This window comes from Undibacterium sp. (assembly GCF_030683615.1).
Classification (GTDB): domain Bacteria; phylum Pseudomonadota; class Gammaproteobacteria; order Burkholderiales; family Burkholderiaceae_D; genus Undibacterium; species Undibacterium umbellatum.
Genome location: NZ_JAUXQE010000043.1, coordinates 22548 through 39714, shown reverse-complemented (window position 1 = coordinate 39714; position 17167 = coordinate 22548). Strand labels below are relative to the sequence as shown.

Below are 17167 nucleotides of genomic sequence, written 5' to 3'. Positions count from 1 at the left end.
GAATCTGGATATGCAAACTTCAAATAACAAAGTGGCTGTATCAGCATTGCCCAGCGGGCATGGCGCACGCTGGTGGAAGTCTTTCGGGCCGCAGATAGTCATAGGTCTATTGGCCGGGGTAGTGGTGGGGCTGATAGCTCGCAACATGGGCACGCAAGGTAGCGAGGCCAACTGGTTGCAGGTTGCACTTGGTGCAATCGGCAATGCCTATGTGGGCTTGTTGAAACTCATGATACCGCCCCTGATATTGACAGCGGTGGTCAGCAGCATTGCCAACCTGCGTCGTTTGCAAAATGCAGCACAACTGGCGACGCAGACCTTGATCTGGTTTGCGATTACGGCCTTTGTCGCCGTTGCCATAGGCTTGACGATAGGTCTGCTGGCCAATCCAAGTGCAGGTGCGGTCGTCGATGCAGCCAAGGCGAGTGCACCATCTAGGACAGGTTCCTGGTGGGCTTTCCTGAATCAACTGTTACCGGGCAATATCCTGGGCATGACAGCCAGCAGTTCAGTCAAGCTGGTGGGGGAGAAAGCTGTCGCCTCTACTCAGTTGGGTTTCAATGTTCTGCAATTGTTGGTTATTTCGATCGCTGTAGGTATTGCAGCACTCAAGGTTGGTGAGCGCGCGGAACCACTGCTGCGCTTTACCGATGCGGTCGGTGCGGTGGTACAAAAAATATTGTGGTGGATCATACGCCTGGCACCAATAGGTACACTGGCCCTGCTGGGTGATGCTGTTGCCAGTTATGGCTGGGATGCATTGGGTTCGCTCGCCAGTTTCAGTGCCTCAGTTTATGTGGGTTTGCTGCTGGTCTTGTTCGTGGTCTATCCCTTGCTGATCAAGTTGCACGGCCTGTCAGTGCGCCAGTATTTCACTGGTGTCTGGCCTGCTGTGCAACTGGGTTTCGTTTCGCGTTCGTCGATGGGTACGATGCCTTTGACGGAGCGTGTTACCGAGCGTTATCTGGGCGTGCCACGTGAATATGCTGCCTTTGCTGTGCCGCTGGGTGCGACTACCAAGATGGATGGCTGTGCTTCCATTTATCCGGCAATCGCCGCAATTTTTATTGCGCAGTTTTATGGATTGCATCTGGATGTAACCCAACTTGGTTTGATAGCCCTGGTTTCTGTGCTTGGCTCTACTGCAACCGCGGGTACTACCGGTGCTACGGTCATGCTGACGCTGACCTTGTCTACTGTGGGGTTGCCGCTGGAAGGCGTGGGTCTGTTGCTCGCTGTTGAACCCATCATCGACATGGGGCGTACTGCAGTCAATGTCGCAGGACAGGCACTGGTGCCCACCATCGTTGCCAAGCGGCTGGGCTTGCTGAATATGGAGCTGTACAACGCAAAACGTACAGCTAAGGCGCTGGAGGCAGAAGTGGTCGCAGATTGATGTTGTCGCATCAGGTGACACGGGACTGATGTTATTGGAGTCGAGATTAAAGCGAAATAACGTGCAGTTGCTGCTTATGATGGATTTGATATGTCAGAGCCATAAGATTGTTGACAGAAAATAACAAGCTGCATCTGCGCCGCAACAGTCCCCTAATTCTCGCTTGTAAGTCGTTGATTATTGTTGAATACTAAGATGGTGCTGCTTGTGTATTTCCAGTGACTTGCATTTGCTTTCACTGTTTATTTTCTGAATGAAGTGTCAATCCTGACGAGAAAGCTGTGTTTGTGCGCGCATGTCTTTTACTGCTTTTATTTTTCAGTTGCGCCAATGTGAATGCTCGTGATCAGGTCTTGCAACGGGAAGTGTTGCGTTTTACGTCCTCCCTCAGTGAGTCAAGTGAAGCTTTTGCCGACAGCAAGAATTTGCTCGACAAACTATGTCAAAGAAATGGCTTGATATGCAAGCTGACAGCTTACCCACCCGGACGTTCATTGAGGATGTTGCAGGACAATGAAAGTGCGGGTGAAATGCCGCGTTTTGAAGAATTTCAGCAAATGGCTCCGGCGGCGATACGTGTGCCCACGCCCCTGGGGCAGCTGAGTTTTAGTGTGCTGATCAGTGAAAATAAGCTCATCGTCAAATCCCTGAATGACTTGATCAAGCATAAAGTATTTTATGTACGCGGTAATGCCGCTATCGCTGCACACAAGGAAATGGAGCATCTGATACCGGTGGCTTCGGAACATGATTGTGCTTATATGGTCTTGAGAAAACATGGTGATGCCTGCATCATGACCAAATCCCTGGCGCTGAAGATCATGGAAAATAGCCAGCAAGCAGCGGATAGCTATCTTTTGCAAGACTTGTTTTTTAAGCCCGTCTACCTCTATCTGTCACCGAGGCACAAGTTTTTGCTCGAACTTTTCGATCAAAGCCTCAAGCAACTGCGGCCAGAAGAGAAAATCGCGCAGTAGAGCAAATTTCATAATAAAAGTGTTTATCTAAGCATACGCTTGCGCTATATTTGTTTGCGTGTTTGCCAATTCGTGGAGTGCGGTATTGGCATGTATTTTCAGTTGTTGGTAGCCGTCTGCAAATGGAGCTGGCATTCAAACCATCTTTGCTGTCGTTTTCTTATTCCGGCAGATTAAAAAATCAAGGAGACCTGTGATGTCTGAAGTGACAATAGAAACAAGCAAACTCGATCTGGAGCTTGAACGTATCGTCGATATCCCACCCTCGCTGGTGTGGGCTGCATGGACGACGCCAGCGCATTTGCTGGAATGGTTCACGCCCGCCCCCTGGAAAACCGTTGATTGTGAAATTGACTTGCGTCCTGGAGGTATCTTTCGGACGGTTATGCGTTCACCAGAAGGTGTTGATCACGATAACGCAGGCTGTTATCTCGAAGTTATACCAGGCAAGAAACTGGTGTTTACCGATGCACTGGGGCCAGGTTTCCGTCCTACAGACAACTCCTTCATGACTGCCACCATTACATTTGAAGCACATGAAGCGGGCACCAGATACAAGGCAGTGGTCATGCATAAAAATGCAGAAGACATGCAAAAACATATGGATATGGGATTCCACCAGGGGTGGGGTGCCGCTCTGGATCAGTTGGTAGCACATATGAAGAAACTCAATTGAATAGAAGGCTTTATGCAGCACGAACTCGCTTTTTTGCATACATCAGCAGTCCATATAGCCACTTTTGAGACCTTGATGCAAGAACTGGCTCCTGGCGTCAAGGTACATCACCATGTTGACGCATCCCTGCTCAGTGCGGCACAACAACTGGGCGTAGCGGATGCGACAGTGATCAATAGCGTACACGCTGCCATGCAAGATGCTGCGGCAAGTGGTGCGCGCCTGGTGGTCTGCACCTGCTCCAGTATAGGGGGTGTGGCTGAACGCATGAGTGGAAAGGCAAGCTTGCAAACTGCCAGAATTGATCGTGCGATGGCTGATCGTGCTGTGGCCCTGGGGCCGCGTATCTTGCTGGCGGCTGCGCTGGAAAGCACGCTGATCCCGACGACAGAACTATTGCAGGAATCTGCCACTGCATTGAGTACACCAGTTTCAATCAGCAATTTACTGATCGATGGTGCTTGGGAATTTTTCCTGCAAGGAGACAGTGGTGCCTACCGGCTTGCGATAGCCAATGCGATCAGGCAAGCTTTGCAAAATGATGCTGCCATTGACGTCGTCGTGCTGGCGCAGGCATCCATGGCAACAGCAGTGCTGGAACTGAGGGATCTGGACAAGGAAGTGTTGTCCAGCCCCAGACCAGGCGTAGTGTATGCGCTTGATCATTTGCAGAAAATAGCGGCAACGCCTGCGGCCTGAGTCTGAGCGTGAGGCTGTGCTTAATGTTGTGCTTGATGCCTTCAGGCTTGTTGGAAAATGGCAAACACTGCGCCTTGTGGATCAGCCATGACGGCGAAGCGGCCAGTATTGGGAATGTCGGTCGGTGGCACATAAGTGGCTGCTCCGAGGGACTGTGCTTTGGCCGCGCTTGCATTGCAATCTACAACACTGAAATATGCCAGCCAGTGTGAGGGAGCCATGGCACCATCAGGCAAGGCCATCATGCCACCGATGGCAGTGCCGTTTAGCTGCCATTCAGTATATGTCATGCCACCATCGCTACCTGTGTTGGCTTTCCAGTCAAACAAGGCAGTGTAATAGGCTTCAGCCTTGATCGTATCGCTGCTATTGAGTTGGCCCCAGCAAAAGGAACCAGGCTCATTTTGTACGCCTATACCGGTATTTTTCCCCGGTTGCCAGATGTTATGGAAAGCACCGGTAGGATCTTTTAATACCGCCATGCGCCCGAGGTCATAGACATCAAATGCCGGGAGGACAATTTCACCCCCCAGTTCTGCACAGCGTTTTGCTGTTGCTTCAGCATCATTGCTGCACACATAAATCGCCCAATGTGGTGGTATGCCCGCCTGCCGTTCTGCATCCAGGGTGTATGCCGCTGCAGCATCATTTCCATGGAGCTGGAATATGGTGTAGAAACTCCCAGGCCCCATTTCATTGTCATTGGCAGTCCAGTCAAACAGCTCAGCATAAAATGCTTTGGCTGCCTGTTGATCATTGGTGGCAAGTTCTACCCAGCAAAATGCGCCAGGTTCGTGCGAGCTAACGATACTCATGCTGATATCTCCTTCAATTTTATCCAGGTTTGAAAGTGGTGTGACAAATGCAGGTACGAGTGCAGAAACAAGGCCTTAGCAACAGAATTATAAGTCGCAGGGGATGAAATGAAATGAACACCTGTAATGTTAAATGCACTCCATGCGCCTGATAAAACTTAATGATATGCTACGGGCGATTGTTTTATTGCTTGTCGGTAATTTTTACTGACATCAAAAGAAAATCTTTCTGACACAGCTCATGCCATATAAAAAAGCACTGTTTTACCTTCTTGCCCTGATGATGCTCACAGCTTGTCAGCAAGACGATCAATCTATAGCCAGTGCGCGTGAGCAGGAAAAGGCAATTCCTGTATGGAATAAGGCAAATCTGAGTGACTTTGACAATTACAGCATGCTTAGCATGCAGGATGACTGGAAGATTGTCACTTGGTCCAGCAGAGCGTCAAGCCAGTCTGGAAATGCAAACAAAGCTGGAACTTCAAGCATAGTCAGCATACTGAAAAAAGAAAAACAGAATTGGCGAGTGGTTTCTCAAGAACAGTTTGCGCATGGCTATAATCCACGCTTGCAACTGCATACAGAATTTACGTTGGCAGGAAAACCTGTCGTTATCCTGAAAATCCAGCAGCGCGTTGCTTATGAAGAGCTACAGGTATATGGCATGGTGCAAAGTGAATACAAACTTCTACAAACACTGGTTGCTCGAGCATTTGAATGGACATACGACAAGGCAGGGAATAAGAAATCTCTGTTAGCCATACCGGCAAGCCATGGGGAACAAGCCGAATTTTATCAGTGGAATGGTCAGCGGTTCATGCTCATTCAAGCGGCTGATGCTGCTGAACCAGCTAAAGAATCTGCTGACTATGTGATTGATTAAACTTACTCAGAAAATGAAATTGAATTGAAACTCTTCCTTAATTTAACTGGCGTGACTCGCTCTTTCATCTTGATGGCATGCATGGCGCTTGCTGCAAATGCAGGTGCACAAACAGTCGCCATCACCATAGACGATGGCCCTAATCTGGAGCAGACGCCAAGGCTGAGCCCAGAGCAGCGCAATCAAACTATGTTAAATGCCCTGGCTAAACATGGTGTATCTGCCGCCTTGTTTGTCACCGCAGACTATGCGGCAAAACAACCCGCTGGTTATGTACTCGCCAAGGCTTGGGGTGATGCTGGTCATGCTGTCGGCAACCATACCATGAGCCACCCAAATTTGCACAGTGACAAAGTCAGCCTGGCGCAATACCAGCAAGAAATCCTGGATTGCGACCAGATCATCAGCACTTTGCCGGGTTATCAGAAATGGTATCGCTATACTTATCTGCGTGAAGGTAATACGCCAGAAAAACGCGATGGCATGCGCAATTTTTTGAAACAGCAAAACTATCGCAACGCCTATGTCAGCCTGGATACCAGCGACTGGCGTTTGAATGAAAAATTGATAGAGGTACTCAAGAAAAATCCAGAGGCAGATGTGACGCCCATCAAGCTGGCTTACCTGGCCCATGTACGCCAGCGTGCAGAAGCTTATCGAGCCTTGTCCTTGCAATTGCAGGGACGCGATATTCCGCAAGTCTTGCTCATGCATCACAATTTGATCAATGCCTTGTGGCTCGATGATGTGCTGGCCCAGTTCAAGGAGATGGGCTGGAAGTTCACGACGCCAGCGGCAGCTTTCAGCGATCCTGTTTATCAGTTGGTGCCTGAACGTACAGCGCCAGGTCAAAGTTTATTGCTGTCCATGGCCAGATCACTGGGGCTGGACAAATTTGCAGGATGGGAGCGTTTGGTTGATGATGGTGACTTTGAGATTGAGGCGCTGAAGAAGCAGGAACTTTGAAATTACTGATAAAAGAACATCATTATGGCGATCACCATCCATTATCAGGACGATACCGGCGACCATGAACGCGAATATGAGCAATGGAGAGGACTATTGCTCACTGTTAGCAATGCACCAAAGCCCGCTATGCGTTTGCGTACAGCTGCTGGCAAACGTATGCGTCTGGATGCTGGTGATTTACCTCTGCTGTGGGCAGAAATCGAAGAAGGCTATAACGGTGTGACCATCTACCGCAATTTGCCGCAGCGACGGCATTGCCTGCCCGCCATTAGCTCAACTGAGGTTCAGCATATTGCTGCGGCCTCCAGCGAGCAGCAAAAAAGATTATGGCTGAAACACTTCGCTCAGGCATTGTGCGATGTCGACATCAGTTGTTTGTCTGACGGATTATGGGCGCTGGAGTATTGCGATGGCAGCCAGATCTATCACCCACACTGGCGTAGTAAGCGCGGCTTGCGTGCATGGCATCTCGGTGGTGGAGAGGAAGATTTTCAGCTATTGCAGGCACCTGTTGTCTATCTTGATTGGTGTATGTCTGGTAACGGGCAAGTCTTGAATCTGTTTGCTCCGCAGCACAAGGATAGCGGGCGCGTCAAATGGTGGCGCAAGCTGGCTCGTGCTGGCCAATTGCCGCCATTACTGGTCTGGTATATACATAGCCTGAATGCGTATCTGATACTGGATGGACATGACAGATTGCAAGCCAGCTTACTGGAAGGCGTGCGACCAGGCTTTGCCGTACTTACCTCTTTTTATGAAGTGGCAGTGCAGGGCGATACCAGGCGTGAACAAGCGATACTGCATCAAGTGAATCTGGTTGCAGAGCGCATTGACCAGGGCATACATATCAATCCGGACAGCTTTGCTGGCATGCAGAAACTATTGGCTCAGGCTTTTGATCATAGGCCAATGCGTCGCTTCATCACACGCAGCACGGCCAGTTTGCAGCCACAATTTTGGCAAGATGAAGTGTCGGCATTCATGCATAATAAAGGACAGCCTGAAGCCTTTTATCTGGAAGGTTTGTGATCAGTAATACATGCCGGCTTGTTGTAAAAAGCGCCAACATGAAAAAAATCTCGCTCATCTTCAGGCGTAGGCGCTTTAGTATATGATGATCTATCGCGAGAAATGAGTCCAGGCATGTGCAAGCAATTTCCCGGCAGGGATATCGAGCAGAGATGAGTTCGGATACTTTGCCTAAAAGTAATGATGAAGTTCAACATCTATTGAGCTTGTACAAGCTATGCATGAGTGCTATTGCTGAAAATTCGGCGCTCGATGAAAGCCTGCGGCAAATAGTTCGTAGTATGGATGCGCACTATCCCGCTTTATTGACGGTTATCGCGGTGAACAATACAGTCGCAAGCGAGGACATTTTGTTGATCGCTTCTAGCTTGCCTGCGGGTTTGCTTGAGTCTTGCATGAAAAGCATGCATGAATGTTTGCGACTCGGTGGAAGTGATACTGATTTGCATGCAGCCTGGCAGAAAGTCGTGCAAGGACATGGTTTGACCATCATAGAAAGTGCACCAGTCTTCAATGCCAGTCAGGTTCCTCTCGGTCGCATCTGCTGCTTAAACAAAGCTGAACTTCCATTTGATAAGCCCAGTGCGCACATGCTGCAAGAGCTTGCCAGCCTGGTTGCCAATCTGCTGCAGCATAAGCAAGAACAGTTGCAAATCCAGCAAGCACAAGCCCTTGCTCTGCAAAGTCAGGCCAGCATGCTGCGCATGGCACTGGCGATAGAGGGGAGTGCCACTGGCATTTGGGACAGAGATATACAGTCTGGCCAGATACACTACTCGCCCGGATGGAAAGCCATACTCGGTTATGCCGATGAAGAAATCTCGAATAGTATAGAAGACAGTTTTACCAGGCTTCATCCTGAAGACTTGCCTTATGTGCAAGCCACGATCAAAGCGCACTTCGAAGGCCAGACCGAACAATATGTCGTTGAGCACAGGGTGCGCTGCAAGGATGGCAGCTATAAATGGATATCCAGCCGCGGCAAGGTAGTCAGCCGCGCGGAAGATGGCAGCCCCTTGCGCATGATAGGTACTACCACCGACATTACAGCCATGCGCACCTTGTCGCAACGCCTGCAAGAAAGTGCCGACCTGGTGACCTGCCTGACCAATGAAGTACCAGGGCTGGCTTATCAATACTGCTTGCATGCCAATGGTGAAGAAGGCTTTACCTACCTTAGTGAAGGAATACGCGATATCTATGAGTTAAGCCCGGCGCAAATCCAGGAAGCCGTGGATTTGGTGCATGCACGTATACATCACGATGATTTCCCCGCCTACCGCAATGCTGTGTTGAAGTCAGCCAGCAGGCTGGAGCACTTGCATCTTGAGTACCGAGTCAACCTTCCACAGCAGGGCATACGCTGGCGTCAAAAGGATGCCAGGCCGCGTCGTTTGCCGGATGGATCTACTCTGTGGCATGGCTTTATTACCGATGTCACGGAACATAAGCGTATAGAGCAAGAGTTGCAGGAACTGGCGACCATAGATTTTTTAACGCAAATCCCCAACCGGCGCAGCTTCATGGGTCGCATTGAAGAAGAGCTGGCACGCATACAGCGTGGTGCCAGCAAAGCTGCTGCGGTACTCATGTGTGACCTGGATAATTTCAAGCTCATCAATGACACCTACGGGCATGCGGTAGGCGATCTGGTGCTCAGACATTTTGCTCATATCTTGCACGATGAATTGCGCAAGAGTGATTATGCCGGCCGGGTGGGTGGCGAAGAATTTGCCGTGGTATTGGCAGGCACCAGCATTACTGATGCCACCATTTTTGCGCAGCGGGTACAAAAGCAATTGCTGGATACACCAGTCAATGCGCACACCCATATCATCCCGGTGACGGTCAGCATAGGGATAGCCGTGATGCAGGCCAGTGATCTGAATGCCGATGTCTCACTATCATCCAGCGACATGGCCTTGTATCGTGCCAAGGAGGGTGGCCGCAACCGCATCGTCGTGGCGACCGAGTAAACGCTACGCTTGATTGGCTAGCCAGTCTGCCCGGTCCATGCTATAGACAGCGGTATCCATGTCATACCAGCTTTCTATGCCGCGATATCGCATGCCCAGTTTTTTCATGACATGGGCTGACCCATGGTTATCCTGGTGACAGACGGCGCACAGGGATTCAGCCTTGAGATTTTCAAAGGCAAATGCAGCCATGGCTTGCGCGGCTTCTGAGGCATAACCCTTGTTCCAGCTCTCCTTGCGCAGACGCCAGCCTGTCTCGAGTGGATTGGCCGGGTCGCGGCCCAGGTGCTGTATACAGCCGGCACCGATGACTTCGTTACTCTCGGTTTCTATGAAACTCCACCAGGAAAAACCATATTCTATCCAGCGCGACTTGACACGTTCTATCATCGCCTGCGTGTCTTCTGGAGTGTCTGGCTTGCCGGTGATGTATTGCATGACTTCGACCTGGCTGTTCATGTGGAACAGGCCATCAAAATGGCTGTCGTTCATTGGTTCCAGGCGCAGGCGTGCAGTAGTGAGTGTGGTCATGATCAGTCGGGTCGTTAATGAATGAACATGTGAGTGTAAGCCTGAAATCGAGTTGATTCAAGGCGCTGCGTAACTCATGCTCTCAACACATCCCTGACGGTGTAGTGGCAGTATTGCGGTCTTGAAAGTCATGCGACTGAGCCAGCAAATGGGCACGAAAAATATCGTTGATGACATACACATGATTCAGGGTGTACAGCATATTGCCAAAACGTGTCAGGCGGGGCGCAATAGCTCTTCTTCTGGCAATGCACTCAGCATGGAATACATCTTGTCGTCCGCCCGATTTTTAGTGGGTCAGCATGGGAAAATTAGAAATCATTGTCATTCATATTCTCCGGTTGGATAAGAAGACCAGCCTTCAAATAGAATATGCTTGCCGAGATTGGGCCAGTAAATGCAGATGTTTGTGATGGCGGCAGATGCAAAAGTACGAAATAAAAAAAGCCACCAGAGTATCAATCTGGTGGCTTTTGAACTTGCATCAGCAAGGAATTTTACTTCTTGAACTTGGCTTCAGCAATGCGGTCAGCGATGACACTGGTCGGCAAGCTTTCTGCATCAGCGCGTGCAAATACTTCTGCCAGTGTTTCACCGATACGACGCACATGGGCAACCATGCCGTCTTCTGGGGTGTTCAGGTATTCGTAGCAAACCTTGATGATGCCACCGGCATTGATGACAAAGTCAGGTGCATACAGGATGCCTTTTTGACGGCAGATTTCGCCCATCTCTGGTGTCGCCAGCTGGTTGTTGGCGCCACCGGCAACGATTTTTGCTTTCAGGCGTGACAGTGTATCCGGGTTCAGGGTAGCACCCAGGGCGCATGGTGCATAGATATCGGCTTGTACGTCATAGATGGCGTCAATGGCGACGACTTCTGCACCCAGCTCTTCTTGTGCACGCTTCAGTGCGGCCTGGTCGATGTCGGTGACGATGAGTTTGGCACCGGCTTCTTTCAACTGGCGCGCATAGTCATAGCCTACATGACCCAGACCTTGAAGTGCCACGGTCAGGCCGTCAAAGCTGTCGCGTTTGAAATGGTGCTTGACTGCTGCCTGGGCACCCACGAAGCAGCCCAGTGCAGTATACGGGGATGGGTCACCACGGTCGCCCAGACCGGCAACATATTTGGTCTTGCTGGCGACATTGGCCATGTCAGCCGGGCTGGTGCCTACATCTTCAGCTGTGACATAACGGCCACCCAGGCGCTCCAGTGCTTCACCCAGGGCTTCGAACAGGGCAGGGGTCTTGTCAGTCTTTGGGTTGCCGATGATGACGCTTTTTCCGCCGCCGATGGGCAGGCCAGCAACTGCATTCTTGTACGTCATGCCGCGCGACAGGCGCAATACATCACGTACAGCTTCGGCTTCATCTGCATAATTCCACATGCGGCAACCACCCATAGCCGGGCCAAGATTGGTGTTATGGACTGCGATGATGGCTTTCAAGCCGGATTTGGCTTCGGATGCGAACACGACTTGTTCGTGGTCGTCGAAATTGATTTCATTAAATACAAAGGCGGTCATGCTTATGGCTCCGCGCGGATCAACCAGACGAGCTGCCAGATCAGGCAGATGCACTGGTGCCGCAAAAAAGTTATTAAATAATTGGTGGCGTTGTCATGCAAGTAAAACGGTCCCTGATCACTGGTTGGTAATCAAAAACACAAGGCGGTGATTGTGTCACGCGTGCGAAGTATAGGGGAATAGAGGGCGAAACTCAATCTTGCCTGCTAGCTATAGGCATTAAGTCGGCTCAGGCTGCCGCGCTGATTTGCGTCAGATTGAGCAACTCTTTCATAAATAGCTCCTGGGTTTTCAGGCAAAAACCGGAAGAATAGGGGTTCATGAAACCATGTTTACTGCCCTTGACCAGCTCTGCATCCTGGTTGCGCTGCCTCAAATCGGCCACCAGTTTTGCTGGTTCAAATGCTGCTTCTTGCTCTGCAAATATCAGGCGCGTGGGACACACAGGTTGCACGTCGCGATAGTCACGAATGCGCGAGCCGTAAAACAATACGGCTTGCTGAAGCTTTGCCATTGCTGGATTGGCACTATTAAGCCACAGGGCGCTGGCACCCGCGCTAAAACCGAATGCATAACGCAGGCTGGACTGATTTGCCTCTATTAATTGGGCAACATGTTCGGCATAGGCTCCGACTCCACCCTCAGCAATAAAGGCATGATAAGCCAGAGTTTCTGCCGGATATTGTGTTTTCTCACCGCTAAAAGGCGATGCAATCAGGCAAGGCACAGGAAACTGTCGGGCAAAGCTGGCAATCGCAGGAGTATTGCCGAAAACATCAGTAACGATCAGTAAGACAGGTGGCGACACAGTAACAGACACAATAAGGGACTTGGTAAACACGCAGGAGGCGGGAGCCTACCGGACTTGTGCAGGGAATGCAAGAAAATCGCCCATAAACAAGGCGCTCGGGGTCAGTGTTGCAAGCAGGTAATGCATGATTGACACTTGCATACATGCTCATGGATACTTGGCAAGAATTAGAACTTTTTGTTACAAATCAGCTTCTTAGACAAACATTTATTATAAATATACGGAGATTCACCATGTTGCGACCCAGTCTGATTTTCCTTTCCCTTGCCCTGGTATTGACGGCATGCAGCAAGGGAGGGAAAGAGGGTAAGGAATCGGACCAGGCCAAGTCCAGTGCAGGTTCAGCGAGTTCAAAGTCGGCCAGTGGCAAGATACCGGACAGCCCTTTGCTGGTGACGCAAGAAGATTTGCAGCTTATCCAGAATAGCGCACTCTCGTCAGGCCCCGTGATTACCGGCTCAATACAGCCTGAACGCAAGGCTGACCTGCGTTCTGAACTGTCCACGGTGGTTTTGCAAGTATTGAAAGAAAACGGCGAGACAGTGAAACGTGGTGATTTGCTGGTGCGCCTGGATGATACCTCGATACGCGACAGCCGCAATTCGGCAGAAGAAGCTGCGAGGGCATCTGCCCAGTCGCTGGAGCAGGCTGAGCGCCAGTTCCAGCGCCTGAAGACTTTGCGTGCATCGGGAATGACTTCAACCCAGCAACTGGAAGATGCGGAAATCCGCCGCAATAATGCCCAGAGTGATTTGGTGGCTGCCAAGGCACGGGCAGCGCAGGCACGCCAGCAAATGCAACGTACGGAAGTGCGCGCCCCCTTCGATGGCGTAGTCAGCGAACGCAAGGTGTCCGCCGGCGATACCGCGCAGATAGGCAAAGAACTGGTCAAGGTCATCGACCCGACCAGCATGCGTTTTGAAGGCTTGCTGGCTGCTGACAAGGTCAACAAGGTTAAAATAGGCCAGGCAGTTAGTTTCCGTGTCAATGGTTACGGTGACCAGGTTTTTGCGGGCAAGGTGAAGCGTGTAGATATGGCAGCAAATGCCACCACCCGGCAGGTGGAAGTGCTGGTGGCCTTTGCCGATGCAAGCCCACCAAGAGTATCTGGCCTGTATGCAGAGGGGCGCATAGAGACAGGTTCGACCCAGACCCTGATGATCAAGAGTACGGCATTGGTGCGTGACGGCGACAAGGCTTATGTCTGGCGCATCAAGGATGGTGTCGTCAACAAAATCAGTATTGTGGTTGGTGAGCGTGACCCGCGTCGTGGTGATTTTGAAATTCGTAGCGGACTGGTCGATGGTGACAAGGTGATACGCAACCCGGTTTCCACTTTGGTGGATGGGCAAAAAGTGAAGATGGTGGCTACGGCCGGTGCCGTGTTGCCAGCGGCTTCGGCAAGTGCAGCAATTGCAGCTTCGAGCACTGCACCTGCCAATCCACAAGGGAAATAAATCATGTTCCTTTCCGATTTCAGTATTAAGCGTCCGGTCGCGATGATCGTGATTATAATCGCCCTCATGTGCATGGGCTTGCTGGCGCTGAAGAAACTCAAGGTTAACCAGTTTCCTGATGTGGAAGAACCGGTGCTGGTGGTCAGTATTCCTTATCCAGGCGCATCTCCAGAAACGGTGGAGCGCGAGATCATCAATCGTCTGGAAAAATCGCTGCAAAGTATTACTGGCGTTTACCAGGTGCGTTCAACGGCATTTGAAGGCCGGGCGCAAGTCGTAATTGTTTTTAATTTCAATAAGAACCTCATCGAAGCCTCGGATGAAGTGCGCAATGCGATAGCATCAGTACGTTATAAATTGCCGACAGAAATGCGCGAGCCCATACTGGAGCGTAGCGACCCCTCGGCGCAGCCCATCATGCAGATGGCATTGTCTTCCAGCACCCTCAGTCATGCCGAGATTTCACGCCTCGCCGAAGACGAACTGTCCGATAAGTTTCGTGGCATTGATGGTGTTGCCACGGTCAGTGTGAACGGGGCGTTGCGACGCGAACTGACAGTCTTGCTGCATGCGCAGAAATTGCGTGAATACAATGTCTCAGTTGGTGAAGTGGTCACTGCGTTGCGCAATCAAAATACCACGGCACCGGTGGGCAAAGTACGCGGCAAGCTCGATGAGCAAAGCATAAGGCTTATAGGTCGCATAGAGTCCCCGGCAGAATTCCAGAACATCGTCATCAAGCGCCGTGGTACTGATCTGGTCAGGCTGGCGCAAGTGGCCGAAATTGCTGACAGCTTTGCTGAAATCGGTGGTTTCAGCATACGTAATGGTAACCCCAATGTCGGTATTTCTGTTACCCGTTCACGTGATGCCAGTACCGTGACGGTAGCCAATAAAGTTCGTGTACTGATCGAAGAAATCAACAAAACTCTACCAAAAGGCAGCAAGCTGGAAGTCACGCAGGATGGTGGCAAGGATGCGCAATCCAGCCTGAATAATGTCATTGAGTCCCTGATGTTTGGTGCAGTACTGACGATTTTCGTGGTGTATGTATTCCTCAATTCCTGGCGCTCCACGCTGATCACTGCCTTGAGTTTGCCGACCTCGGTGATTGCCGCCTTTATCGCCGTCTGGTTATGTGGTTTTACCCTCAACTTCATGACCCTGCTGGGCTTGTCGCTGGCGATAGGCGTGCTGATTGATGATGCGATTGTGGTGCGCGAAAATATCGTGCGCCATATGGAGATGGGATCAGACCGCCGTACAGCTGCCAGCAACGGCACCAAGGAAATTGGTCTGGCAGTTGCTGCGACTACTTTTTCTATTATTGCCGTGTTTATTCCAGTGGCCTTCATGCCCGGTGTTTCAGGTGAATGGTTCAGACCGTTTGCGCTAACGGTTGCCAGTTCTGTCCTCGTCAGTCTGTTTATCTCGTTCACACTTGATCCCATGTTGTCTGCTTACTGGGGTGACCCGATAGGCCATCACCTGGAGAAAAAACGTGGCATCAGTCTGGTGCTGGCTAAATTCAATACCTGGTTTGATCATCAGGCAGACCGTTATGGCAACGTGATTGCCTGGGCCTTGCATCACCGTATCTGGATGGCGCTGATCGCAGCACTCAGTTTTGGCGGTGCCATCGCCTTGCAGGCTGCCAAGGGTGGCACCAGTTTTATGCCAGTCTCAGACAATGGTACTTTGGTGATTGATGTGCGCACACCATCCAGTTCCAGTCTCGATTATGGTCGCATGAAAGTAGAGAAAGCTGCTGAGTTGGCACGTACCCTGAAAGAGACCAAGGCGACCAACAGCGTCATCAACAGCGGCGGTGGGCGTGTGTATGTCGACATCGGCAAGAGTACCGAACGCAAACGCTCGGCGACTGAGGTTGGCGTCGAGTTGCGCAAACTGGTAGCCACCATTATCGGTGCTGAATATGTGGTGCAGGACGACCTCAGTAATGGTGCCAGAAAGCCTGTGCAAATCAGATTCTCTGGCCCAGACTCCAGAAAGCTGACTGAGATTGCAACTGATTTCATGGGGCAGTTAAGTAAAGTGCCGGGCGCAGTAGATGTTGGCTTATCCGAGCAAGATCCCAAAGATGAATTGCAGATAGAACTGGATCGTGGTCTGGCCAACTCTCTTGGCATTTCGGTCAATGATGCAGCCCAGGCTTTGCGCGTGGCGTTTGCCGGGGTCGAGATTGGTGACTGGGTTGATCCTACCGGTGAAGCGCGTGATGTGGCAGTGCGCCTGCATCCTGATGACAGGATCAGTGCAGAAAACATAGAGCGTCTGCCGATCGCTGTGGCGGGTAGTGACAAAATGGTGCCGCTGGAACAAATTGCCAAAATCACCATGGGCAAGGGACCAGCCAAGATCCAGCATACCGATGGCAAACGCATGATAGAAGTATCTGCCAATGCACAAGGGAAGTCTTCTGGAGAAGTCACGACAGAGGCGCTGAAGCTCGCCAAGGCCATGAACTTCCCAGCTGGCTTTGGCATAGAGCTGGGTGGTGCGGCACGTTCGCAAAAAGAATTGTTTACTGAAATGACCATCGCTCTGGTATCCGGCATAGGCCTGATGTACCTGATCCTGGTCATGCAGTTTGGTTCTTTCACTGCCCCCATCGCCGTCATGCTGTCCTTGCCTTTGAGTTTGATCGGCGTAGTCGTTGCCTTGTTGATGACCAAGGGTACACTGAACCTGATGAGTTTCATCGGTATCATCATGCTCATGGGGCTTGTCGCAAAGAACGCGATTCTCTTGCTTGACTGTGCCAGGAAGCGCGAAGAAGAAGGCTATGACCGCGAAGAGTCACTCATGTATGCTGGCCGCAAGCGTCTGCGTCCTATTCTGATGACGACCTTTGCATTGATCGCCGGTATGCTGCCCGTGGCTATCGGTCTGGGTGAGGGTGGTGAGTTCTATCGCCCATTGGCGATTGCAATTATTGGTGGCACCATCACTTCTACCTTCCTGACTTTACTCGTGGTGCCGACTTTCTATGACAGCATAGAAATCAGCCGTGACCGCATGCTGGCCAAGTTCCGTAGCCGTGAATCGCGCTGGAATACTTTCTTTGCCTTCATTGCGACATTTGTTGAAGCCTTGCTGACACTGATCATGTTGCGCTTTATCTACCGCCTGCCATTTAAGGTGTGGCGCAAAATCAGCGGCAAACCTGCTGTAAGTTGATGCAAGAAATGCCCACCTGACCAGTGGGCATTTTCATTTTGCGGGTGAGATATTCTTTGAAATGGATAAAAATATTATGCTGAAATTGTATTCATAACCGTATAGTCATGCATCCATAAGTTTTTTCTTTCTGCACTGCACAAAGCTAGCATTTACGAGGCTTGCAGCCCGGCTGGCAATTTGTTAAAGGCGATATTCTGATAGCTGTCTGACATCAT

General features: G+C 50.8%; 14 protein-coding genes. 10 read left to right on the top strand and 4 right to left on the bottom strand.

All coding sequences use genetic code 11. The annotated features are described in order from the left end of the window. The first annotated feature begins 10 nt into the window (after positions 1–10). The 4 genes from Q8K39_RS23380 (at position 11) to Q8K39_RS23365 (ending at position 3748) form a co-directional block, all read left to right on the top strand. Positions 11–1396 (top strand): dicarboxylate/amino acid:cation symporter, encoded by a 1386-nt coding sequence (locus Q8K39_RS23380; protein ID WP_305263563.1) that lies wholly within the window; start codon positions 11–13, stop codon positions 1394–1396. 332 nt (positions 1397–1728) lie between these two features. Then, complete coding sequence (locus Q8K39_RS23375; protein ID WP_305263562.1) at positions 1729–2373, top strand: hypothetical protein; 645 nt, start codon at positions 1729–1731, stop codon at positions 2371–2373. Between the two features lie 196 nt (positions 2374–2569). Continuing rightward, positions 2570–3049, top strand: coding sequence for an SRPBCC family protein (locus Q8K39_RS23370; RefSeq protein ID WP_305263561.1), 480 nt, complete (start codon positions 2570–2572; stop codon positions 3047–3049). Positions 3050–3061: 12 nt separating this feature from the next. Further along, positions 3062–3748, top strand: a complete 687-nt coding sequence (locus Q8K39_RS23365; protein ID WP_305263560.1) for an Asp/Glu/hydantoin racemase — start codon at positions 3062–3064, stop codon at positions 3746–3748. A 41-nt stretch (positions 3749–3789) separates the two neighbouring features. On the opposite strand, the gene Q8K39_RS23360 is transcribed toward Q8K39_RS23365, so the two are convergent. After that, positions 3790–4563: a VOC family protein gene (locus tag Q8K39_RS23360; RefSeq protein ID WP_305263559.1), complete on the bottom strand. Its 774-nt coding sequence runs from the start codon at positions 4561–4563 to the stop codon at positions 3790–3792. 241 nt (positions 4564–4804) lie between these two features. On the opposite strand from Q8K39_RS23360, the gene Q8K39_RS23355 reads away from it, so the two are divergent. From Q8K39_RS23355 to Q8K39_RS23340, 4 genes are all read left to right on the top strand, one after another. After that, positions 4805–5446 (top strand): hypothetical protein, encoded by a 642-nt coding sequence (locus Q8K39_RS23355; RefSeq protein ID WP_305263558.1) that lies wholly within the window; start codon positions 4805–4807, stop codon positions 5444–5446. A gap of 24 nt (positions 5447–5470) precedes the next feature. Continuing rightward, a complete protein-coding gene (locus tag Q8K39_RS23350) occupies positions 5471–6412 on the top strand; it encodes a polysaccharide deacetylase family protein (RefSeq protein WP_305263557.1) in 942 nt (313 codons plus the stop codon). Positions 6413–6436: 24 nt separating this feature from the next. Next, complete coding sequence (locus Q8K39_RS23345; RefSeq protein WP_305263556.1) at positions 6437–7444, top strand: hypothetical protein; 1008 nt, start codon at positions 6437–6439, stop codon at positions 7442–7444. A gap of 395 nt (positions 7445–7839) precedes the next feature. Further along, the gene (locus Q8K39_RS23340) at positions 7840–9420 is read left to right on the top strand and encodes a sensor domain-containing diguanylate cyclase (RefSeq protein ID WP_305263555.1); all 1581 of its coding nucleotides are present in this window, start codon (positions 7840–7842) and stop codon (positions 9418–9420) included. 3 nt (positions 9421–9423) lie between these two features. On the opposite strand, the gene Q8K39_RS23335 is transcribed toward Q8K39_RS23340, so the two are convergent. The 3 genes from Q8K39_RS23335 to Q8K39_RS23325 form a co-directional block, all read right to left on the bottom strand. Then, entirely contained in the window at positions 9424–9951 is a 528-nt protein-coding gene (locus Q8K39_RS23335) for a GNAT family N-acetyltransferase (RefSeq protein ID WP_305263554.1), read from the bottom strand. 497 nt (positions 9952–10448) lie between these two features. After that, positions 10449–11480 (bottom strand): Glu/Leu/Phe/Val dehydrogenase, encoded by a 1032-nt coding sequence (locus Q8K39_RS23330; protein WP_305263553.1) that lies wholly within the window; start codon positions 11478–11480, stop codon positions 10449–10451. Between the two features lie 229 nt (positions 11481–11709). Continuing rightward, complete coding sequence (locus Q8K39_RS23325; protein WP_305263552.1) at positions 11710–12288, bottom strand: hypothetical protein; 579 nt, start codon at positions 12286–12288, stop codon at positions 11710–11712. A 236-nt stretch (positions 12289–12524) separates the two neighbouring features. Between Q8K39_RS23325 and Q8K39_RS23320 the strand changes: the two genes are divergently transcribed. Together Q8K39_RS23320 and Q8K39_RS23315 are read left to right on the top strand one after the other, a co-directional pair. Beyond that, the gene (locus Q8K39_RS23320; protein ID WP_186952570.1) at positions 12525–13748 is read left to right on the top strand and encodes an efflux RND transporter periplasmic adaptor subunit; all 1224 of its coding nucleotides are present in this window, start codon (positions 12525–12527) and stop codon (positions 13746–13748) included. A gap of 3 nt (positions 13749–13751) precedes the next feature. Beyond that, on the top strand, positions 13752–16949 hold the full coding sequence (locus Q8K39_RS23315; RefSeq protein WP_305263551.1) for an efflux RND transporter permease subunit: 3198 nt from the start codon (positions 13752–13754) through the stop codon (positions 16947–16949). Positions 16950–17167 lie beyond the last annotated feature (218 nt).